The organism is Prevotella sp. OH937_COT-195 (assembly GCF_003932845.1).
Taxonomy (GTDB): domain Bacteria; phylum Bacteroidota; class Bacteroidia; order Bacteroidales; family Bacteroidaceae; genus Prevotella.
In genome coordinates, this window is the sequence record NZ_RQZH01000005.1 from 1 (window position 1) to 24,190 (window position 24,190).

Sequence of the window (24,190 nt, forward strand, 5' to 3'; positions counted from 1 at the left end):
CATCCACGGCACAGAAAATTTCCGTAATTTTGTAGTCGGTAATCATGAGTATATTCTTTTATTTAACCTTATAAGTAATTGAAAGTCACCTATAAAGGTACAAAGAATATCTCAGATTACCAACTTTTTAGATGAATTTCTTATCCCGAACTGGCGTATGGATAGAAAAATATTATTGGCATTGGCGATACTGGCATACAGTCTGGCAAGTTACGGGCAAGACGTTACGACATTGTCGGGAATTGTTACGGACAAAGACGGCGCAGGGCTTCCCGGCGTGAATGTAAAAGCGTACTGTTCAGACTTCCGGAAAGCAACGACAACGGAAACAAACGGTTTGTACAAACTGCTATTACCAAAGTCGGACAGCATCGTGGTATGCGTCTCTTATTTGGGATTCAAAAAACAAAATCTTGTAATCAGAGGACAAAAAGAACATGTCCAAAAGAACATCGTGCTTGAAGAAGACACGATGGCATTGCAAGAAGTTGTCGTACGGGCAAACAACGTGGTGCACAAAAGTGGGAAATCAATATTTTTTCCAACAAAAAAACAAAGGAAAGGAACTGACTCCGGTCTGGGACTGCTTTACAGCATGATGATACCGGAACTTCGGGTCAACAAAAGAAACGGAGCCGTCGTCACTTCAGACAACAAAAATGTGACACAGTGCATAAATGGAGTCCGGGCTTCGCTAACGGAAATCAAGGCCGTCAGACCCAAGGATATAATACGAATAGACTATTACCCTGTCCCGACAGGAAAATTTGCACAGTATGACGCAGTAATCGACTATATTGTCAGAAATTACAATCATGGGGAATATGTCGACATCAAGACATCCACGTCCATCATCAATTTGATGGGAGATTATGACGTTGCTCTCAAATACAATCATAACGACTGGGCATATAATATCATGGGCGGTTTGGATTTTACGAACATCGGCAAGAACAGGAATCATGCCGATGAATGGGTAGCTCTTTCGCCCTGTTTTGAAAAACAATCTTCAACAGACAGGTACAGACTGGCAACACTAAACCGGTATGTTCATTTGGGGACTACGAAATCAACGGGGAACATACAGTTCTCCTTAAAGACCGGCGTTATGGGAAACAGCGTTCCACACAGTAAAAGCGAGAATTCCGTCAGCTACAGCCCCGAAGTCTATCCGTCTTCAAGTTATGTTGTCCGGAAAGACTCAAGGAGCATCGGAACTTACTTTGACGGATATATGCACTGAACCCTAAACAAGAATCAGGATCTCACGCTTACCGCTTCATACCAATACGGGCACAGCCAATACAACAGACAACTGACCGAGAACAAATACAACTCGGTTATCGCGACAAAAGAAGACAGTCATATATATTCCATCGGCATGGCATATTCTTTGAATACTGCCAGAAGCGGAAGCCTTACACTCCAACTATATGACAATAGGGACATTTACAGGGACAAATATACGGGTGACATTACTGACAACCAGAAACTTGTCAACAATTACTTAAAGGCAAGCCTACTCTATAGGTATAATTTTTCAAAAAAACTATTTGTACAGACCGACCTGACCTTACAGCATGTCATGTCCGCCGTAAACAACGCGAAAGAGAACAACTGGCTTTTCCTTCCAACCCTCTATCTCTCGTATAAGACAAGTGAACGGGGACGTGTCGTTGTCAATGCCGTGTCAGGATACGTATAACCCCTCCCATCGAATGGAAAAGCGATACCTATCAGAACGTGAATGCCTACGAGCAAATAAAAGGCAATAAGGACTTGTGCCATTTTTTAGCATACATGCCTTCCGTTTCATATCTGTACAGTTTGAAAAACGTGGATATGAATTTTGCGGTCAACTCGTTCTTGTCGAAGCACAGCGTGCAGGACTCCTATCTTTTGGAAAACAACAGACTGGTTCACACCTATCGGCCGGGGAAATCATTCTGTTATCTTTCGTTTGATTACAAACTCACGACTTATCTGTTGAATAGGAATCTGCAGTTGTCGGGCGGTGTCGGATACAATACCACGAAGACAAATGACGAGCAGAGAAAAAGATGGGGAGGTTTTAGATATTCCTTGGATTTAATGTACAGCAGTGGCATTTTCAGCTTTTCCGGAAGCTACATGTCCGGGATTAAAGGCATAGAGTTCACCGGATCATGTTATTCAGAGGTGCCGCGCTGCTATAACCTTTCTGCCTCATATTCAAAAGGGTGCTGGTATGCATCCATAGAACTTGACAATGTTTTTGAAAGCAAACATTATGGAAAAGAATACGTGAACTCTCCGGTTTATAGAAGAACCGTCTCAATTAAAAGTTGGGAATACAGTCCTCTTGTTACATTCAAACTATCATACAATATCGATTTAGGACATAAAAAGATAGAGCATGTTGAAGAACTGTTCGACAAATCCATATCGACGGGATATTTACGTCCAAAAGAATAAACGGACAACATCCGAAAGATAACAAAAACAGAAAATGGCTAAGAAATTTCCACTTATACGGCAATATGATTCCATGCAGTGTGGGGTGGCATGCCTAACGATGGTTTGCACTTACTTTGGGAAGAAAAAAAAGATAAAGTACATTTCGGACCTCTGTTTTGCGACCACAGAAGGCGTCTCGCTTCTTGCCATTGATAAAGTCGCTTTAAAATTAGGGCTAAAAACAATAAGTGGGAGGGTATCAATAAACTCAATAAGCAAAACAGAATCTCCCTGCATCCTCCATTGGAACCAGAACCATTTCGTGGTATTATACAAAGTCAAGAAAGGGAAGTCATTCTATATTGCAGATCCAGGGAAAGGACTTGTGAAATACAGCCTTGAGGAATTCAAGAAACATTGGATTAGCACACAATCGGACGGTGAAGAAAAGGGGATTGCTATGTTATTGGAACCCACACCCGCTTTTTATGAAAAGCAGATAAATGAACAGCCAACAGAGGAACGCTCTTTTAAGTTCCTCTTTGGCTATATAAGACAATACCGCAAGTACTTCGGGCAGATAGTTTTGGGCTTGCTCGTGGGAAGTCTGCTGCAACTTATTCTGCCTTTCCTAACCCAGTCCATTGTAGATGTGGGCATCCAAAACCAGAACATCGGCTTTATATGGCTGATACTCTTGGGACAGTTGATGCTTACCATTAGCCGAACCGCCATCGACTTTGTTCGCCGTTGGCTATTGCTGCATATCTCATTGCGCATCAATATTTCTTTGGTAAGTGACTTCTTTATCAAACTCTTAAAACTCCCTATGTCGTTCTTCGACACCAAACTGATGGGAGACCTTATGCAGCGCATGGGAGACCACAGCCGTGTAAACACGTTCCTGACATAGCAGACGCTCAGCATCGTGTTCTCGCTCTTCACCTTCGTGGTGTTCAGCATCGTGCTGCTTTACTACAACCGGCTCGTCTTTGTCATCTTTATGCTCGGCAGCCTGATTTATGGCGGTTGGCTTGCACTCTTCCTCAGACGCAGAAAAATCTTGGACTATGAACTCTTTGAGCAGCAAGCCATCAACAACAATAAGACTTACGAGTTTATCACCTCCATGCAGGAGATAAAACTACAGGACTGCGAACAGCGCAGACGTTGGGAATGGGAAGATGTGCGGGCGGACCTCTTCGGAGTGCAGATGAAATCGCTGAAACTCCAGCAGACACAAGAGGCAGGTAGTATTTTTATAAACGAACTGAAAAACATCGTCATCACGGTGGTGGCAGCAACAGCCGTGATTCATGGACAACTCACTTTGGGTATGATGCTTGCCGTACAATACATAATCGGACAACTCAATTCGCCTGTCGAGCAACTGATGGGCTTCTTCTATTCGGTGCAGGACGTAAAGATAAGCCTTGAACGTATCAACGAAATCCACCGTATGGATGATGAGAACGGAAAGCGGGGATTGGAAACGGCAGTGAAAGAAGAAAATCAAGGCATAGAAATTGAAACCGTAAATTTTAAGTATGACCCACACGCACTGAAAACTATCATAGATGATGTTTGCCTCACTATCCCCAAAGGCAAGGTTACTGCCATTGTCGGGGCTTCGGGTAGTGGCAAGACAACCCTCATCAAACTGATGTTAGGTTATTATCCTGTATTGGGCGGACAAATCACCATTGGAGGAACTGATGTAAACACGCTCAACAAGAAATGGTGGCGCAGACAATGTGGCGTGGTGATGCAGGATGGTGTAATCTTCTCCGAATCGATAGCCCGTAACATTGCCGTAGATGATGGCGAGATAGACAAGGAGCGATTGCAGGAAGCTGCCGAGATAGCCTGTATTCACGATTATGTAATGGGGCTGCCGCTAAAATACAATACTAAAATTGGTCGTGATGGCGTGGGCTTGAGTCAAGGACAGAAACAGCGCATACTGATAGCAAGGGCAGTATATAAGAATCCTGACTACATCTTCCTTGACGAAGCCACCAACTCGCTCGACGCCAACAATGAGCGTATGATTGTGGAGCATCTGGACAAGTTCTACAAAGGCAAGACGGTGGTTATCGTGGCGCACCGACTGAGTACGGTAAAGAATGCCGACCAGATAGTGGTGTTGGATAAAGGCAAGGTGGTGGAAATCGGAAATCACGAGGCACTCACATCGAAGCGAGGCGCATGCTATAACCTCGTAAAGAATCAATTGGAATTGGGCAACTGACATTAAGAAAGGCAAAACTACTATGGCAAACGACAAGATAGAACTCCGCAGCGAGAAGGTAAGGCGTATCATTGGCGAGATACCATCAAGGATTGTACGCTATGGCATAACGACAATTACAATTGTGGTATTGGGACTGCTGGCAGGGGCTTGCTTTATTCCATACCCCGAAACCGTAAGTGCAAAGGTGCAGATGACAAATAACAACCACATCGCAAACACTCAAACAAACGGCAGCCGGCAACGTGTTCACTGCAAAGGTAAGAATAACGGATTGTAAGTATGGGCTCATAAGAGGAATGACCGGCACTGCATACATAATCATAAGCAATGAAAGTGTACTTAAAAGGATTCTCTTGCAGGTAACGGGTTCCATAGATTAACTGACATCGGAGAGCGTTCCTGTATGTTCCGGCAGAAGAGGTATCAAAGGCTTATTTTCCAAGTATGGTGACCTTTGGCAAGGCAGCTGCATCTCAGGGGTAATGCATATATATATAATATATATATATGTCGCAATCGTCTGTCAAAATGGATATGGCTGTTCAGAAAAATATAAAAAATTGGTGGATAAAGTTCAGTGCCTTAAATATGTTCAATGCTAAGGAGAAAGGCTTTTCTCAATATGCAAAGACATACACATCTCACTATGTGGACTATCGCCAGCCCACCGTTTCCTGGCAATATCCTATACGTTCAATCCTGCCAAATCAAAATACAAGGGAAATATGGCCGGACAAAGTGAAATAAATCGCTTGGAGCGACAGATGCTTTCAATTGAATTAAGATACCAAAGTATAGTCTTTGACTATCAGCAAGTTATGAATAATAAATCAAAATGGTATTTATAATGATTTTAACAGTATCTTTTTGGGCATTGCAAATGATGTCCAAGAGAGTGTAGGGCGTGATTCATGACGTTCCTAACGACCTTTACATCAACGTAATAACAACGATACAACGCAACTGCCTGCGCAAAAGTCTGTATTCCCTACCACAGTTTAGGGTAATCCCGATGGATGTTTCGTTTTTTATCATTACATTTGCACCATCATAAAACAACTGTAAAAAGGCATTAAACAAGAAAGGAAACGACTATGAAACAGATTAAGTTCAACAGTTTACGTTGCAGCTCACTCTTGCTCTTCGCTGCTTTAACACTCAGCATTGGCGCACAAACTCAACAACAAAAAACAAAGCCGTATTCGCTCAACCGCAATAAAGTGTACTACCAAAGACAACCCATGATAGAGGCCGACTACCGTTCGTTCGTAGATTTAGGCTTCGGTTATGCCAAAGACCGCTATAACGTTTACTACTTAGGACGTATTCTTCCACATGTTGACCCGATGACTTTCAGGCTTCGAGTGGCGATACAACCATACCCCGACGACTACTATCCGACGGACGATGACATGTACGATACGGACGACTATTACGGCTACCGCATCACCTCGAACGCCGTTCTCTTCCGTGGAAAGAAGATTAGCGACTCGCCAAGAAGTTTCAAAGACCTTGGCTGGGGCTACGGCAAGGACAGTTTCAATGTGTACTATATGGGACAAAAGATGGAAGGAGTATTTTCAAGCACTTTCAAAGTGCTCGAAGACGGCTATGCCGAAGACACGTTCGACACATACTATAAGGGACAGAAAGTGAACTGAACACAGTGCGAAGACACATCTGCAGCATGCCAGGAACGAAGTGCCAACAAGCACAACTTAGCATTTTCAGTCTGCCCAACCAAGCAACAATAATATAAAGGCATAGTTTATCACGTTCCCGACACCAATGAAGCAGACACTTTTTAATAGCAATCTGCTCGCAACATTGTGTGTCGGGAACGTGATATATTATGCCTTTTATACGCGAGTTCGGGGATAAGAACTTTCAAAAAAGAGTTCTAACTGTCTCGTTTTTTACATGAACCGGCATCTAATTTGTGCTTAATCGTGCTGCAATATCGCCGAAATCACCTACCAATTCAGGCGGTTTTACTCATCAATTTCGCCTAAATTGGCGAGTAGTTTCCATCGAATTAAACCCAAATCTGTCATTAGACCGCATTTGCTTAGATTTGCCATTGCCGTTACGCTTCCCAAGTGCTTTAGCCCGCTTGCAGACATCTGCGCAGCCGTTTCATCCCGACGTAGCCCGCTACGCCTTCGATGAAACGGCTGCACATCCGCCCAACAATCGAACAAAATCGGTTGAGGGTTCTAATGACCGATTGGGGGTTAAAAACGTGCTTGTTATCAACCCGTAACAGAGCGTATGTCAACAAAGATATATACAGGATTGTGCTGTACGGAATTACTTTTGCAGCGGTATGGTTGTATAATCGGAATCTTTACGAATTATTATCCGAAAAGCATATTGACAAATGATGTAATAATGATTATCATCACGTTATTTATTGGTAAGGAGTATGGCATCACGGCATTTCTCCATCAACCATTTTGGAGTACTCGTGGCACCGCATATTCCTACCGAACTTACACCTTTGAGCCATTCGGGATCTATCTCGTCGGCACTCTCTATGAGATGGCTGTTCGGGTTTACTCTCCGACACTCGTTGAAAAGCACCTTGCCATTGCTGCTCTTGCGCCCACATACGAATAAGACGAGGTCGTGACGATTGGCAAATGTAATGATATTAGGCATGCGATTGGCAACTTGCCGGCATATAGTGTCGAAACTCTTGAAATCGGCATCCTGCGATATGTTCTCCTTGATGTACTCTATGATGCGTTGGAACTCGTCGAGCGACTTTGTAGTCTGCGAGTATAGAAAAATATCTCGGTTCATGTCGAGTTTTTTCACGTCATCGAAACTTGCAATCACTATCGCATGGTTGCGTGTCTGTCCCACAAGTCCGAGAACTTCGGCATGTCCCGGTTTTCCGAAAATGACTATCTGTGCATCCGAATTAGCGGCATACTGTCTATTTATCCTGCGTTGCAACTGTAGTACGACGGGGCATGTGGCATCTATTATCTCAATGTTGTTACGCTCTGCCAGTTCGTATGTCTCCGGCGGTTCGCCATGGGCGCGCAACAGCACTTTCGCGTTGCGCAACTGCTTAAGTTCTTCATGGTTGATTGTTATCAATCCCATGTTGCGCAACCTTTCACATTCCATTCCGTTGTGTACTATGTCTCCGAGACAGTAGAGTTTTGTGCCTTTTGCAAGTTCTTCTTCTGCCTTTCTGATTGCGGTTGTTACTCCGAAACAGAAACCGCTACCGTTGTCTATTTCTATTTGTGGCATTGTTTTAGTTGACTCTGCAATAGTTACAGAGATTTATTGTTTCGCAGTAAGTCGAAATATATTGAGAGAAGGTCGCCTGCGGCGGCAAAACTTGTTTTCTCTCCGTTTAACACAGACTGCTCGTTGCGTAGAATGTTTTCCTGCACGAGTGCATTGTTGTAAAATGAGTTACGCAGATTCTCATTGATAGTTTCATACATCCAATACTTTGCCTGCTCGTTACGTCGATAGTTGAAATATCCATTCTGCTTTACGAAATCGATGTACTCATACACCATATCCCAAATTTCCTTTATCCCTTTACCGTAGAAACCACTGTAACACAACACTTTCGGCAACCATCCGCTATCCGGCATCGGGAAGAAATGCAGTGCGTTGCGGAAATTTGTCGCCGCCATTTTACATTTGTCGACATTGCTTCCGTCGCATTTGTTTATCACAATACCGTCCGAAATTTCCATTATACCACGCTTGATACCCTGTAATTCGTCTCCCGTGCCTGCCAACTGTATCAGCAAGAAGAAATCAACCATTGAATGGCAAGCCGTCTCGCTTTGTCCCACCCCTACCGTCTCAACGAATATCTTATCGAAGCCCGCAGCCTCGCATAATATTATAGACTCGCGCGTCTTGCGTGCCACACCTCCCAGCGAGCCGGCTGTAGGCGAAGGACGTATAAACGCATCCGGATGCTGGGATAACTTCTCCATGCGTGTTTTGTCTCCGAGAATACTGCCTTTGCTGCGTTCCGAACTCGGGTCTATTGCAAGTACTGCAAGTTTTCCGCCTGTGCGATTGAGTACATGTATGCCAAATTGGTCTATGCTTGTACTCTTTCCCGCTCCCGGTACTCCGCTAATACCGATGCGTATGGAACTGCCACTGTACGGCAGACATTTCTCTATTACCTCTTGTGCTTTTTGCTGATGTGCAGGATTTACGCTCTCCACAAGAGTCACTGCCTGACTCAGAATAGTGACATTACCCTTTACTATGCCGTCAACCATCTCGGCAGCAGAGAGTTCGCGGCGACGGAAATGACCGCGTTTGAGATACGGGTTTACTATTGACGGCTGTTTTACTCCGGCATTTACCGTAAGTCCCTTATATTCTTCGTTATTCTCCGGATGTTCCATTTATACTTAATAATTGGGATTATATATTATATAAAGGTGTTATTTCTCCACCTTGACACTGACGATGACCTTAGCGTTTTTCGGATCGTTTGTAATCATCAACACACGAGGCTCCGTACGCAGATTCTTCATTGCCTTGGCCTCTGCCGTTATTTTAAGCGTTGTCTTTTCTCCCGGTTTCAGTTTTCTTTTGCTCAACTGAACACTCAGTCCGGCAGTAAACATTTGTAACGAAGAGACCTCCAACTCGCTCTTGCCTATGTTTTCAAGTGTTATGACACCACTTTTTTTCTTCTTACGTCCAAATTTACCAAGTTCGAGAACATTGTTGTCCATTCTCAACTGAGGAGCATTGCGCAGTTGCTCCTCAGTGAGTTCGTTGAATGCGGGCAGCAGTACTACGGAAACTTCTATCTCCTTATCCCTGCTTACTTTGTCACCGGGCTTCATTCCGAGGAAAACAGATGTCTGTGTCAATCCGAAATCCGGCAATTTATTGGATTTCAAGGTTAATAAAACCTCTCCTTGTTTTCCTGCGGGAATTGTCGTAGGCGACACATTTGCCATTAAATATTCCGGCAAGTGCATTACTACCGGACTTACTGCTTCGCGTCCGGTATTAATTATATGGATACGTTTAACGGGCATCTCTCCCCTGTTAACATCATCAAACTCGACATGGTTCACATCGGCTCGTACGCTGCCGAGCGTCTCGGAAAAATCCCCTTTATAAGAGATGTCTTCCACTGCCACCACTCCCTTTATCGTAAGGAAATAGGGTTTCTGTGAAGCATTGCTATACACTGCAAGTTGTTTGCTGAAATGTCCGAGTTGGCGCGCATCGTATGTGGCGGAGATAACGAAACTCTCACCGTCGCCTATCGGCTGTCTCGGAAAATTCACCGCGGTGCAACCACAATCGGGATGCACTTTGCTGATGCGCAGTTGCAGTCCCTTGTTCTTCAGTTGGAAGTTCACCGTAACGGGTTGTTCGAACTTTACCCCACCGCAGTCCACCACCTGATGTTCCGCGGAAATTTCCTGTGCGACGCCTCCTCTTGCGGCAATCGCCATAATTGTTGCTATAATAAACCTATTGTTCATAATCTGTTATTTCACTGTTATCTTCAAGGCTTTGCTTCGTGCGCAGAACTCCGGAGAGTATGCACACTGCACGCTGCATGTACCGGTTAAATATTCACCGGCGCGGTCTGCGTAATATTCTGCCTCAACGACATACGTCCCCTTCGCCATTCGGTTGAAGTAATAATTCGTGGTGTAATCTTTCGGAGCGATGTAATATCCCCTATGATAACCGCTAAATTGGTTTAACGGTTCGAGACAAGCGGCGCGTTTATCCAACAACTGCACAAAATCATAATCTCGATCGGCAGTTATCGTGATGCGCACTGTAACCTTGTCGCCCACTTTCAGTGCCTGCGGGTTCTTCACTTCTTTTCCTTCCGTGGAGAGTATTATATCCCGTTTCACTTTCAATCCGGAAGATGCGTCGTCGATGTCAGTCACAGGCTGCATGAATTGTCCGTATATCGCGCCCCACGATGTGCCTTCCGATGTTTTCGACACGGTAAGCGTTTTCGGTTTTTCCATGTCAAGCACGGTCTTCACATACCCCAGACCAGCCATCGATTCGGGCATTGCAATCATATTGCCGTCAACTTTGAACGTTGTTTGTTCCTTTTCTTCAAGCAACTTTGAATTCCTGTTTAGGAAAGCAAACACGGCATTTACGCTGTTAATATCCGTATCCCATGCCTGCGTACGTTTCTCGGTAAGCAACCAGCGGCGCATCTCTTCAATAGTCTGTGTGTCATCGGGAGTAATAATCTGCAAAGCCTCTATCACAGCCGTTTGTGTCGGAATGCGATAGTTGAACCAACTGTATCCGGCACGCGGAGTCTCAAAATAGCGTCCTTTCTCCTCGTTAAATACCATATATTCTTTCAGACTCTTAATGTATTCTGCCGCTTTCTCGATATGTCCTCCTTTGGCAAGTGTCACCGACATCATCGCCTTTTCGTACATGCTCTCGGACAATTTCAACTTTTCAAGACGATTAACAAGATAATCTTGTGCCTCTTTCTCTTTTTCCGAAAGAGGTCTTTCGGAAATTGCATTCAAATAAACCCATTGCAGTGCATGGTAGTTATACATATACGCAGTCTTGCCTTCTTTCTCGCGTTTCTTTAATTCTTCTACTTCTTTTATTACAATGTCACTCAGATAATCGTTTATAAGTACGAGCATATCTTCGGTATCCTCCTGTACTCCGACAAGCATGTTCAAGCGTGTGAGAAAATCCATTACCTCGACTGTCATGCTCGGTGAGCCGGGCATTCCCAACCACCAAGAGAACGAGCCGTCGGAATTCTGCAAGACTCTCAATCCTTCAATGGATTCTTCGAGTCTCCGGTTCATTTCATTTTTGTCGAAGAAATTGGAGATACGCCTCTTCACGTCGCTTTCTCTTTTGGCATCAGCCACCCATGGTGTCTCATCAAGTACAAGTTTCTTCAACTCTTGGTTTTTCTCCAACTGTGACACAAGCGATTTATCATTGTCAATTTCTTTCTTCCACTCCTTGAACACCTCTTCAATTTTCGGCGAACCGTTTATGAGCGAGATACCGAGCGAGTTTGCATAATATGCAGCCGCAAGCGAAAGTGCATTCTTACTACTCAAATCGCCTATAAACGGAATTGCCTGAACCATAAGCCATGCCGGATTATTGGTATATTCGATGGTATATTTACCGTTGCTTATGTCCTTACCCGAAGGTATTATCTTCTCGAGGTCTATGTTCAAGGTTTCCGCATTGTGTTGCGTTATAGGCAACGTATTCAACGTCATCTCTTTCAACGGAAGTATCGGCAGGTAATGTTGCTCTCCGTCGCTGAACTTTTCACCCGATGCCGTTATACGGCAGATGAGGAGCGTGATGTCGTGTCCGCCGAGGTCTTTCTCCGGTTCGAAAACAAATGTGGCAGAACCGGTTTTCCCTCCTTCCACGCTGAATTTCTCACTGCTTTCAAATACGATCTTCTCCGTCTCGGGGTCGATCATTTGCATGGTTACTGTTCCCGAAGCAATATTTTCAGAAGTATTAAATATCCTTGTCGATACGGTGGCTTTGTCGCCCATTCTCACAAAACGCGGAATGTTTGGCTGCACCATCACGTCTTTTTTGGCAACCGTTATGGCGTTAAAAAATCCGTGATTCATTTTCATATCGTGGGCAAAACCTTTTACCTGCCATGTCGTAACACTTTCCGGTAGTGTAAATTCAAGTTTCACATTACCTTTCGAGTCTGTGACAAGTGCAGGGAAGAAGAATGCCGTCTCGTTTAGGTTTTTACGTATTTGCACTTCTTCTTTGGTTTTTTCTCCTTTTTCCTTTCTATCCTCTTTCACCTTTTTTTTAGCGGTAGACTCTTCAACGTCTTCACTTTGGGATTTGACAACAGTATCAAAAAGGATTTCGTCATATCCCGCACTTGTAACAACCGAATTCAACATAACCGGCTGTCTGGATCTTCTCGGACCGCCAAAATTCGTATAAGGAGAAGAATATCTTATCCCCATAACGGAAAGTTCATTCAACGTTGTGAACGAGAAATCTTTGTATTCAAGTGGTGTATAAATCTTTTTTGATAAAGATGACAATGAACCTACATAAGCGAAATTCCACCGAGAATATGGCAGTGTCTGCTCCAATGGCAGATAGAATTGCATGTCATAAGGTATTATTTGGTCAAGACTCTTGTCATACATCGTTGCCATGATTTGTGCCTGTGCCGGTTTTCCGTCCGGTGTTTTCACGGTCAATGTCCACACTTCTTTCTGACCGGGTTTAAGACGATCGCGGAAAGTAGTCCATTTCACATTTAGATCTTTCACCGGAAGCGGTTTTCTGATTGTCTCACTATGTACATAAACCACACCGTTCTTTACCCATGCATATTTGAGAAGCACTCCCGAACCATATTCCTCCTTATATTTAAACTTCCGGGTATTGATGGAATTGTTCAGCGACATATTCCCGTTCTCGATTACTTTGTTTCCTGATATTATACTATACATAACATGTACGTTTTCGTCAGACGAGCCAACCATTACACTTACCGGTTTGCCGTTGCGTGGGAACGTTTTATCCGTTATGTAAAACCAATCGTGAATATTTTCGTAAGGTGTTTTGTCGTCAAGGTCGAACACCACAAACTCGTGCGTTTTCACCTCGCCGCAGCAAGTGGCTTCCATCACATGTTTTCCCGAAGAGAGCGAGGACAAGTCAAGTTTCACCACTTCATTGGCTTTTACCGTTTTCTCGTTCTTGCCGTCGATGGTAAATTTCACTTCCCCGTCAACCTTATTTCCCGCAGCATTGCACAGCGAGAACACCACGCTGTTGAGTTTCTTTTTCTGTTCCATCTTAGGAAGTTCGAAATGGAAATAACGCTCTTTCAAACCTAGTGGCAACGAGATCTCGCCGTCGTGCGACTCCCCCGCAACATCGGTAACAGTGGCATTAACTGTGTACGCAAATACTTCACTGTGCCCCATTGGATACACAAACTTCAATGGAATTTCAAACTCTCCTTTGTCGTCTGCCGTTATTTCCCCTTTTGCCAATTCCATCTTACCAAAGTTGTTGTTGCGCCACCATCCCCACCATGCGATTCCGCGAGTCACGGTGTATGAAACTTTAGCTCCCTGTACCGGCACTCCTGCATAACTCTTTGCACGCCCTTTCAGCATTATTGAGTCACCAGCCTTATATTGTTGCTTGTATTCGTCAAACTCAACCTCAAACGTGGGACGTTTATATTCTTCCACCTTTATCGATAAAGATTCTCCCCAATCTCTCGCATATAACTTATAATTTCCCGTAAGTCCGGATTTAGGAAGTATGAAATCAGTGTATGCCACGCCGAAATTGTCGGTCTTCAGCACTGCTTCTTTCACCACATCGTCGTTGTCATCAATCAGTTCAAGTACGAATTCCTCTCCCGGCCGTACTCTGGTATCCTCTCCTTTTATTACCTCGTATGTCATGGCAGATACATGCACCGTCTGTCCGGGACGATATATCGAACGGTCTGAGAAAATGGACATTTGCTTGTTTACCTTCGGTACGTCATAATAACTGAAAACTTGAAGACCTATTGACGACACGGGATATGTTTTCTCATTCTCGGTTGACATTACAACATGAGTGTATCTATTGTACGGAATTTCCACCTCTCCGTTCTTGTCGGTCGTATAATATTCAAATTTAACAGGTTCATAATTTCTTGACGATATAGCCAAACCTACATTTGCTCCCGGGACAGGCTGTCCCGACTGTGAATCGAGCACGGCAAACCTTACCTTGTCTTTCGGCAGCGACAATGCCACATAAGTAAGACTTGAGACATTAATCCACATGCGCGTATCTTTAATTTCTTGGTCTCCGGCAGTGGTTTCAACGACATATATTCCCGCAGGCAGTCCTTTTACGGTAAGCGTATCCGTGAAAGATTCATACGGAGGATGTCCGTCGAAAGTCATTTTCTTTTCAAATGCGAGTGTCTTTGGGGTTGTTTCAAATAAATAATCCCCGGTAGAACCTTTTGAACTTGACAATTCGAAAAATTCTTGTGCATCTATACCCATACGATAGAAACGTATTGTCAACTCGTCAATATTTCGCACTTCGAGTTCCACTTCAAACGGAGTTTCCGGATAGATCACGCTTTTCGAAATTTCCGTTGAAAACATCGGACGCGTCATTATTTCACGAAAGTTTATCAGACGGTTTATTCCTTTCCAACCGCTCCATCGCATTATGGCATTGTTAAGGAACTCAGACTTTTCCTTTTCATCATAATATTTAAAATCCAGACATTCCACCGCAGCTGCTCCGCAGATGTCAAGATCGCCATATAAATCAATCAGCGAGTCGAGTTGTGCAGCGTTGTCCCGTTTGAAAACAAGATCTTCATTAAAATTCGTCAATGATTTGTTGTATTTTTCCACTATCATTTCGAGTGCCGTTATGAATGCCGCCTCGCGGTTGCCTTGTTTCTCGTAATAGTCGTGCAACGTCTTCATGTCGTTGGCTTCAAATCCTATTACACTTAGCAAATCGTGATTAAAATACTTACTGTCGATTCCTTTCTTCACGAGCGGCTCTATCTCGGACGCTTTATGACGCGCCAACAAGTCCGGATTTGCCAGTGCCTTGGCATAATATTCGTGTGATTTTTCTCTTTCTTCGCGGTTAGAGATGTAACCCATTTTATACGAAGTGCCAATCACACAGTTGTATATTGCGGCAAGTACGGGTCTTTTCTTTTCTGCGGCAGCCGCGGCTTTCTTAAATTTCTCAATCTCCGCGGCTGTCGAATCGGGATTTATCTTCGTTACGATCCCCGCTCTCATTATCTGTGCTTTCAGAAGATTTCCGTAAGAGTTGTCGCGCGATGCCTTTACGATGATTTTGTCAAGTGTTGTCATCATGGTCTTCGGAAGGTCTTTTTCACGAGCCGTCTCCACATCTTTCCACAAAGAATTGTAACTCTGTCCGAACACAAACACAGGTAAGTTAAATAATAATATTACCGCAAATAATATTGTCTTTTTCATATATTTAATTGTTTTTCAATGAGGGAGGTATAAATTAATTGTCAGGTCGAGAGAGAGTGTTTTCAAGTACAATATGGCTGTGTGTAACTGAGTGTGACAAACTGCATGACCGAACGAACCAACGCTTTGAACCGAAAAGAGACCTCAAGATGACAAAAGTATCCCACAAAATAAACTTAATATTTTTCACGATGGCTGTTAATAAAAGCCACCTTAAGCATAATGCAAAGGTAGAAAAAAAAAAGCATTCAGCAAAACTTGTTTATAAGTTTTTTAATAATGTTATGAAGTTTCAAGAAAAACTCCTATCTTTGCATTTGAATCGGAAAGAACGGTCGGTACATGGCAGTTCTTCCCAAGAATTTTATTTACCCATAAAACATTAGAGACATGAATATCGGAGACAAAGCACCGGAGATTTTGGGACGCGATCAAAACGGCAATGAAATAAGGTTGTCAGACTTCGCAGGTCGCAAACTCGTGTTATATTTCTACCCAAAAGACAGCACAAGCGGCTGCACGGCAGAGGCTTGCTCGCTGCGCGACAACTATGCGGAATTGCGCAAGAAAGGGTACGAAGTAATCGGAGTAAGCATTCAAGACGAAAATTCACACCGGAAATTCATAGAGAAAAACCAATTGCCTTTCCCGCTCATCGCCGACACAGAGAAGGTTCTCAACGAACAGTTCGGCGTATGGGGCGAGAAAAGCATGTATGGCAGGAAATATTTTGGCACATTCCGCACCACATTCATAATAAATGAAGAGGGCATCATCGAGCGTATATTCCTGCCAAAGGAGATAAAGACCAAAGTCCACGGCGAACAAATCCTCGGTGCATAGAGTTTTAACACCGTATCTATTTCAATATTCCCGCATCGCGATCTTTAAGGTTTATGGTTCGCCGAATGTCGCGGTAGGTTCTTCCGTGCCGGAGTTTCAATGACACGTCCAGCCTGACATAGTTTCCTGCATCGCCGTCGCGTATGGTCGTAATTTTGTGCAGGTTGGCATTCATTTGTTCGGCACGGTGTGTTTCCGGATGTGCAAACAAAGGATTTCGACAGTTCAACGACAGTGTCAGAGGTCCTGCCCGATATGCTGCCACCAATTGTATCTCCGCACCGTTTCTGCCGCGTGTTTCACCTTCCATCCATCGGAAACCCGTGTCGGCGTATGCCGTAACGGTCCACTTTCCGAGATACGCGTCAACCGAAGCCACGCCCATGAACGACGTGTAGCGGTGGCGGTAATCGATACCTTTGTTGTCGCAGTGATACACGTTACCGTTCATCGATACCACAAGCCGTTGGGGGATAACATCATAGCGCGCGTATGCCATGACCATAAAGAAGTTGCAATGCGGCTGATTCAACTGTGTGTCTATGAAAATGTTTTCCTCGGTGCGCGTGGTATGACGCAAGTTACTTAGCGGATTTAGTTTTACATACCCCTGCAACATTAGTGCGAGTCGCGGTTTGTTCATTGTCAGCCGCAGAACATGTTCCAGCACGCTGTTCGGTTTCAAATCCGGATTTCCGACAACCATCTCCATGGAATTGGTACGCACAGACACATCGTTTATCACTGCTATACTCGACATCTTCTGACTGCGCTCGAAACTATATTTCAATCGCCACCCTCTGCCCAACGAATACGACGCATCAAATTTCGGACGTAACACGAAATGACTGTTGCTGTGTCGGCCTTGTCGGTAATATCGGCTGCTCGCTCCCATGCCGACGGTGTATTGCAATCGTGCCAATTTACCGCTTATCTGCCCGTACATATACTTGTCCGAACTGCGGAACAGCGACCTTGCCGAGACATCTCCGCCATATCTGTTGTCCGTGAGTTTCTGACGGTACTGCATTCCCATGTCAAACGTAAACGGTTTCAGTACATTCTCATACACCGCCTCACACTGCAACGACCATACCCTGCCGTCTATGTCATAGACATAAGGTGTAACCTCGTTATCATTGTTGCATCCGTCTGAGTTGATGTTTGCCAACGCCACACTTGCCGTGATGGTCTGATGACGCTTTAAGTCACGGTGGAAATACAAATCGATGGCCGGACGATGGGTGTTGAGCAGCGAGCGACTGTTACACAGTCCGACAGCATTATCAACAATTCTTTCACGGAAAGAGCGTCCCTTTTCCCTGTCGTATTCCAGTCTCGCCTGCAGTATGTATGCCGTATCGGACAGACTATATGACAGTTGGGCAGAATGATTGGCCGAACGGCTTACATTCTTTACATCTTGTCTTGTAACATGTTTCACACTGCCATCATTAAGAGTGTAGTCTGCCGTCTCTTTCGACATGTATCCACGCATATCGGCATATCCAAATGCGTAACTCATACCGAACTCGCTTTTCCCATTGTTTATCCGCGCGAAGACGTTATCATCAAATCCGCGTAATACAAGGTCGTGGTTCAAATCCGCACCTGTTGTATATCCGCTTCTTGCCCTTTTCACCATGATGTTTATAACATGAGCCACACCCTCGCCATAGCGCAGACCGGGACTTTCGACAAACTCCACTCTCGCAACGGCATCAATATCCAATGACATAATGTCTTGATGTGTTGCCGGTATGTCGTTTATTAGTATGGCTATGTCTCCCCTGTTGTCAATGGAAGAAATTGAATGTCCCGATACATCGACACGGATACCCGGCAACGTGAGTTTATTTAGCAACGAATACCCGTTGGACGAACTTTTCAGTTCTACCGCAGAAGGGAAAATCCACAGCCTGTCGTGCTTCTCCACCACCCTGCTGCCGCTTACCGTCACCTCGCCAATCTCGCCACCCTCCACCTGAGCCGGCATATTTATAAATGACGACACAAAAACAAATAATGCAATAATTTTTCTCATATCTTCACTTTTTCCGGCAAAGATACGATACCTCACACAACTCTTTTACAGACAACCGCCGACATTTGTCTGACAATTCTCCGACATCACTTACGCGGTGTGAGGCGGTAGGCACGTCCGCGCAAACTTTCTATCTGCATGTTGGAGTGCTTCTCAACAACAGGTTTCAGTCGCCTTATAAGCGTGTACAACGTTTCCGATGCGTCTTCTTTCTTGGGCCACAACGCATTGCAGATTTCCGACTTGGAAAGTTGGTGGTCGGCAGAATTGAAAAAAAGCGTCATTAGTTGCCGCTGCATAGGAGTGAATGCCACTTCTTTCCCGTCTGCATCATAGAACATTCCGTTGTCCTCGTTCAGGAAAAGTCCGCAGTCATCACATTGGGTTCCAAACCGTTTTATGTTAAAGGAAACACATATTATTCCCCATAACATGGCACATGATGCAAACAGCATGGCAAGACGTTGGTCGCTGATACCCCACACTGCCGCCACGGAACACTCGGCACTGTATGTCAAACGGTCATTGTCGCCCGCACGCACCACTATTCTGCTTGACTTCCGCAGTTCCGCCACAGGTATGTTCTCACGAAAAACCGCCATGGTGTCCGGCGTGATCACCGTTGACTTCTGCACCTTCAAAGCCAAACTCAATGCTTCTCCGAGGTCATGTTCAACACGCTTGCTCGCAGCATTGTAACTCCCCACACTTGCCACAATGCCCGACACAAGCAATACCAAAAATATCAATACGGAATGCCATCGTTTCATAGTAAATCCACTCTCATTAACAGTTTGTACCGTTTATCATTGTGCAAATATACAAAATTGTACGCAGAAAACTGGGAAAACACAATTAAAATAATTTCCGAATAATTCTCATACATTCTTTTTTAAAGTATTTTTCCAACGCATTCGCAGGTTAAAAATACATTTTATTCGTAGCAAAACGGGCGAAATTACAAAACAAATTCGGCGGAATTAGTCGGCAAAATCGCCGAATTTGGTCAGCAAATTAAGCGAAATTGCAAGATACGTGACAATATTTCGCATACAAATGACATATTGTCAGTAAAATAATTAGGGTACATCATTTGAACTAATGATAACAGAAACTTAAAAGAAAGGAGATAATTATGACCATTGACAATTTCACAATCAAAGCACAAGAGAGTGTTCAGGAAGCCATGAACATCACGCAACGTGCAGGACAGCAGACACTCGAACCGACTCATCTGCTGAAAGGTTTGCTCACGAAAGCAAAAGACATCATGAATTTCCTGTTCCAAAAGACGGGCGTGAACGGTGCGCACGTGGAACAACTCGTGGACAGCGAACTGAGTCGCCAGCCGCGAGTGCAGGGCGGACAGCCGTATCTGAGCAACGATGCGAACAAGGTATTGGTAAAGGCAGGGGAAATAGCAAAGAGCACGGGCGACGAGTTTGTCAGCGTGGAGCCGATGATTCTTGCACTGCTAAGCGTGAACTGCACCGCAGCACGCATACTGAAAGATGCCGGAATGAACGAGAGCGACACACGCAAGGCTATCGAAGAATTGCGACAAGGACAGAAAGTGAGCAGCCGGTCGGCAGACGAAAACTATCAGAGTTTGAGCAAATATGCCAAGAACTTGGTGGAAGATGCACGCGCCGGAAAACTCGACCCTGTAATAGGACGCGACGAGGAAATTCGCCGAGTGCTGCAAATTCTGTCGCGAAGAACCAAAAACAATCCCGTACTAATAGGTGAACCGGGTACCGGAAAAACCGCCATCGTGGAGGGACTGGCAGGGCGTATCGTGCGCGGTGACGTGCCGGAAAATCTCAAGGACAAACAATTATACAGCCTTGACATGGGAGCATTGCTCGCCGGCGCGAAGTACAAGGGAGAGTTCGAGGAACGACTCAAAAGTGTAATCAACGAAGTAACGAAAAGCGAGGGACGCATAATTCTGTTCATAGACGAGATACACACGCTGGTGGGAGCAGGCGGAGGAGAAGGTGCCATGGATGCGGCAAACATCTTGAAACCTGCACTTGCAAGGGGCGAATTACGCTCTATCGGTGCCACGACACTCAACGAATATCAAAAGTATTTTGAGAAAGACAAGGCTCTCGAACGACGTTTCCAAACGGTAATGGTAGACGAACCGGACGAACTTTCGGCAATAAGCATATTGCGAGGACTGAAAGAACGTTACGAAAATCACCACAAAGTGAGAATACAAGATGATGCCTGCATTGCCGCCGTAAAACTATCCGAACGATACATAAGCGACCGGTTCCTGCCGGACAAAGCCATCGACCTTATGGACGAGGCGGCCGCAAAAATGCGCATGGAGCGCGACTCCGTACCGGAAGAACTCGACGACACCATGCGACAACTGAAACAATTGGAAATTGAAAGGGAGGCAATAAAACGCGAGAACGACGAGGGGAAGCTCGCACAACTCGACAGAGAGATTGCCGGACTGCGCGAACAGGAGAATACCGCACGGGCAAAATGGGAGAGCGAGAAAGGACTGGTGGATAAAATACAGCAGGACAAACAGCAGATTGAACAACTGAAATTCGAGGCAGACCGAGCCGAAAGAGAGGGCAACTATGCACGAGTGGCAGAGATAAGGTACAGCAGCCTGAAAGCACTTGAAGACGACATAGCCGAACTGACAAAACAACTGGCACAAGGAAATGACAACAGAATGGTGCGCGAAGAAGTGACGGCAGACGACATTGCCGAAGTGGTAAGCCGATGGACCGGTATCCCGGTGACGAGAATGCTGCAGAACGAACGCGAAAAACTGCTGCATCTCGAGGAGGAACTGCACCGAAGAGTGGTCGGACAAAACGAGGCTATAACTGCCGTGAGCGATGCCGTGCGACGCAGCAGAGCCGGACTGCAAGACCCGAAACGCCCACTGGCATCGTTCATTTTCCTCGGAACAACCGGTGTGGGAAAGACGGAATTGGCAAAGGCTCTTGCCGAATACCTTTTCAACGACGAACATTTGATGACACGCATAGACATGTCGGAATATCAAGAGAAATTCAGCGTGAGCCGACTCATAGGCGCACCTCCGGGATATGTGGGATATGACGAGGGCGGACAACTTACCGAAGCCGTACGCCGCAAACCTTACTCGGTGATTCTCTTCGACGAGATTGAGAAGGCGCATCCCGATGTCTTCAACATTCTGCTGCAAGTTCTCGACGACGGACGACTGACCGACAACAAGGGACGCACCGTGAACTTCAAGAACACAATAATAATAATGACATCGAACCTCGGGTCGCAATACATACAGACCGAGTTTGCAAAGATGACCGACGAGAACCGTAACGCGGTGATAAACAGCACGAGAGAAACGATAATGGAGATGCTCAAGAAGACGATACGCCCCGAGTTTCTCAACCGTATAGACGAGACCATAATGTTCCTGCCGCTAAGCAAGGACGAAATTACCAATGTGGTACGCATGCAGGTGGCTGCCGTGCAAAAGATACTTGCCGAACAAGACGTGCGACTCGACCTTACCGACGATGCCATGAACTTCCTCGCCGATGCAGGATTCGACCCGGAGTTCGGTGCACGACCGGTGAAACGAGCCATAAGGAGGTATGTCCTCAACGATCTCTCAAAACGATTGCTCGCAGGAGAAGTAAATCGCGAGAGACCGATTGTAATAGACTGCGACGGCAACGGACTGACATTCGGGAATTGATTGAAAATTTATCGTTCCTTTGCATCTGCACATCTGCCGGTTACAGACATGCAGAACATGCTCGGACATACGACGAGAGTGCCGCGGGCGATGCGTAAAACCATCGACTCGCTGCATTACAAGCATTTCCGCACGAACTGCAATGCAGAAATCAAGAAACATAAAATACGGATATTAAGAGAGAAAAACAGTAAGCCGTTGCTCTGAAACAACCTTATATATATATGTATGGGGAACCTGTTTTGAGCACCGGCTTAATCGTTAAAAAACAATAATGACAAAAAATATGGTGTCAGAAAGCAGATTAAATTATAAAAAAAGCGTACCTTTGCACTTGCTTTGGAGACAAGCACAATCGGTACCATAGCTCAGTTGGTAGAGCATCGGACTGAAAATCCGTGTGTCCCCGGTTCGATTCCTGGTGGTACCACCTCCTCCTTTCACCTGCCCCCGTATCAGAGTTCGCTCTATGCGGGGGCTATCTTTTATGGCGGATTAATGTAAAAACATACCAAGAAATCAATTTTAATCTGACGTTTTCGTACATTTCAAGTAAACAATATTTGTTTTCTTGACCATAAAAATCTTATACATCAAATCCTAAACGGAACAGACACACACATCTCGGTGTAGTCGGCTCGTGTGCGGTGTGCCTTTACATTGAACCCGAGACGAACGTTTCCGAAGTTGCCAAAGGTGTAGTAAAGACCGATTCGCTCATAGTAAGGTTGCTCCAACTGTTTTGGTTTGTACCCCGCATGACGGTAAAGATACCATCCTATGCTCATTGCAATGGAAAATTGGTGGTAGAACACCTCGTGCTTCGCTGCAATCCCGACCGACCAACGGCTGTATTTGTCAGCCTGCCGCCATGCTTTCTCCATATCTTTGATGTCGTCTGTATAACGACCGTAGAAGAGGTCTATGCCCACCCCCGATGCCCATCGGCGTGCGTATCTGCACATCACATCGGCCTGTGCAGCCCACGTTACATAGCGGTTGAAACTGTTTTTGCAGTAGCCGGGTGCGTCGGGAGGGGTGTAAAACTGCGACAATTGGAACTCCTCGTTGAGAGCCTTGATGCCTGCCGAGGCAGAGAAATTCAAATACCAATAACGCTTGAACGGCTCGGGGCGGTAATCTCCATGGTGTTCCACCACCTCGTTATAATAAGGATAGAATACTATTCCGACGGCATATCCCAGTACGTTGGCTCCCTTGTTAGGCATGTTCATCGAGCCGTTGCTGTGATGATAGTAGTCTAATCCGGCACGAATGCCCCACTGGGGCGCGACACGATATGTGCCGTGTATGCCGGCACCGAAATAAACGAGCCATCGCGAGCCTATAAGCAGATTGTCGATGGCATCGCGGTTGTTCCATTTGTGGTGCGAATAGCCCACACCCATGCTCAGCATATAGTCAATCTCCCATTGCCGGGTTCGCAACAACGGACGGTTGAACGATGCGTATGCCGTGACGATATTGCCCAGCCGCGACCTATAATCCACCGGTACATAACTCCCCCATTCCGGGTCTTGGGTTCGTTGCATGCGCACTCTGTGGTGGTCGCTGTATCTAAGTCCGAACGAGAACGACGGGTAGCCGTAGTCTGCTGCGAAAGCATCGCTATCCTTGGGCAGCGCGCTGTATGTCATTGCAATGGCAAAAGCGGCAGAGGCATCGCTCTGCATGATTTTTTTCTGATACTCGTCTATTGACACAACGCTTCCGGGAGTAAAAGAAATCTCTGCGCCGAAACGGTGCAGAGAGTCGCGCTCTGCTGCCCCGGCACATGCCGGAAGCAACAGTAGCAATATCACGATTATCGATGGCAACGACAT

General features: G+C 45.3%; 15 protein-coding genes, 1 tRNA gene and 2 pseudogenes. 11 read left to right on the forward strand and 7 right to left on the reverse strand.

Features of this window, described 5'->3' with window-relative positions; genetic code table 11:
• The first annotated feature begins 157 nt into the window (after positions 1-157).
• From EII32_RS03345 to EII32_RS03380, 7 genes and pseudogenes are all read left to right on the forward strand, one after another.
• Complete coding sequence (locus tag EII32_RS03345; RefSeq protein WP_125234045.1) at positions 158-1,243, forward strand: carboxypeptidase-like regulatory domain-containing protein; 1,086 nt, start codon at positions 158-160, stop codon at positions 1,241-1,243.
• A gap of 138 nt (positions 1,244-1,381) precedes the next feature.
• Positions 1,382-1,705: a hypothetical protein gene (locus EII32_RS03350; RefSeq protein WP_125234046.1), complete on the forward strand. Its 324-nt coding sequence runs from the start codon at positions 1,382-1,384 to the stop codon at positions 1,703-1,705.
• 281 nt (positions 1,706-1,986) lie between these two features.
• Positions 1,987-2,454 (forward strand): hypothetical protein, encoded by a 468-nt coding sequence (locus EII32_RS03355; protein ID WP_158611119.1) that lies wholly within the window; start codon positions 1,987-1,989, stop codon positions 2,452-2,454.
• A 34-nt stretch (positions 2,455-2,488) separates the two neighbouring features.
• A pseudogene (locus tag EII32_RS03360) lies at positions 2,489-4,687 on the forward strand (peptidase domain-containing ABC transporter).
• A gap of 22 nt (positions 4,688-4,709) precedes the next feature.
• Positions 4,710-5,070 (forward strand): annotated as a pseudogene (locus tag EII32_RS03365) (HlyD family secretion protein).
• Between the two features lie 714 nt (positions 5,071-5,784).
• Positions 5,785-6,351, forward strand: coding sequence for a DKNYY domain-containing protein (locus tag EII32_RS03375; protein ID WP_125234048.1), 567 nt, complete (start codon positions 5,785-5,787; stop codon positions 6,349-6,351).
• Between the two features lie 413 nt (positions 6,352-6,764).
• Positions 6,765-6,953 carry a hypothetical protein gene (locus EII32_RS03380; protein WP_125234049.1) on the forward strand — a complete coding sequence of 63 codons (189 nt, stop codon included), beginning with the start codon at positions 6,765-6,767 and terminating at the stop codon, positions 6,951-6,953.
• 143 nt (positions 6,954-7,096) lie between these two features.
• Here EII32_RS03380 and EII32_RS03385 read toward each other — a convergent pair whose 3' ends face one another.
• Genes EII32_RS03385 through EII32_RS03400 form a run of 4 tightly spaced genes read right to left on the reverse strand, consistent with a single transcriptional unit; the run spans position 7,097 to position 15,738 of the window.
• Positions 7,097-7,957, reverse strand: a complete 861-nt coding sequence (locus tag EII32_RS03385; protein WP_125234050.1) for a 4-hydroxy-3-methylbut-2-enyl diphosphate reductase — start codon at positions 7,955-7,957, stop codon at positions 7,097-7,099.
• 23 nt (positions 7,958-7,980) lie between these two features.
• Positions 7,981-9,093: a methylmalonyl Co-A mutase-associated GTPase MeaB gene (gene meaB / locus EII32_RS03390; RefSeq protein ID WP_125234051.1), complete on the reverse strand. Its 1,113-nt coding sequence runs from the start codon at positions 9,091-9,093 to the stop codon at positions 7,981-7,983.
• 39 nt (positions 9,094-9,132) lie between these two features.
• A complete protein-coding gene (locus EII32_RS03395; RefSeq protein WP_125234052.1) occupies positions 9,133-10,197 on the reverse strand; it encodes a DUF1573 domain-containing protein in 1,065 nt (354 codons plus the stop codon).
• A 6-nt stretch (positions 10,198-10,203) separates the two neighbouring features.
• Positions 10,204-15,738: an alpha-2-macroglobulin family protein gene (locus EII32_RS03400; RefSeq protein WP_125234053.1), complete on the reverse strand. Its 5,535-nt coding sequence runs from the start codon at positions 15,736-15,738 to the stop codon at positions 10,204-10,206.
• Between the two features lie 390 nt (positions 15,739-16,128).
• Here EII32_RS03400 and bcp point away from each other — a divergent pair, with 390 nt between their 5' ends.
• Positions 16,129-16,581 (forward strand): thioredoxin-dependent thiol peroxidase, encoded by a 453-nt coding sequence (bcp, locus tag EII32_RS03405; protein ID WP_125234054.1) that lies wholly within the window; start codon positions 16,129-16,131, stop codon positions 16,579-16,581.
• Between the two features lie 16 nt (positions 16,582-16,597).
• On the opposite strand, the gene EII32_RS03410 is transcribed toward bcp, so the two are convergent.
• Positions 16,598-18,625: an outer membrane beta-barrel protein gene (locus tag EII32_RS03410; protein ID WP_125234055.1), complete on the reverse strand. Its 2,028-nt coding sequence runs from the start codon at positions 18,623-18,625 to the stop codon at positions 16,598-16,600.
• Positions 18,626-18,711: 86 nt separating this feature from the next.
• Complete coding sequence (locus EII32_RS03415; RefSeq protein WP_125234056.1) at positions 18,712-19,395, reverse strand: helix-turn-helix domain-containing protein; 684 nt, start codon at positions 19,393-19,395, stop codon at positions 18,712-18,714.
• 365 nt (positions 19,396-19,760) lie between these two features.
• Here EII32_RS03415 and clpB point away from each other — a divergent pair, with 365 nt between their 5' ends.
• The 3 genes from clpB to EII32_RS03430 all read left to right on the forward strand — a co-directional run bounded on the left by clpB (position 19,761) and on the right by EII32_RS03430 (position 22,776).
• Positions 19,761-22,346, forward strand: a complete 2,586-nt coding sequence (clpB, locus tag EII32_RS03420) for an ATP-dependent chaperone ClpB (protein ID WP_125234057.1) — start codon at positions 19,761-19,763, stop codon at positions 22,344-22,346.
• A complete protein-coding gene (locus EII32_RS03425) occupies positions 22,347-22,553 on the forward strand; it encodes a hypothetical protein (protein ID WP_125234058.1) in 207 nt (68 codons plus the stop codon).
• A gap of 150 nt (positions 22,554-22,703) precedes the next feature.
• A tRNA-Phe gene (locus tag EII32_RS03430) sits at positions 22,704-22,776 on the forward strand.
• A gap of 163 nt (positions 22,777-22,939) precedes the next feature.
• On the opposite strand, the gene EII32_RS03435 is transcribed toward EII32_RS03430, so the two are convergent.
• Positions 22,940-24,190 (reverse strand): acyloxyacyl hydrolase, encoded by a 1,251-nt coding sequence (locus EII32_RS03435; protein ID WP_125234059.1) that lies wholly within the window; start codon positions 24,188-24,190, stop codon positions 22,940-22,942.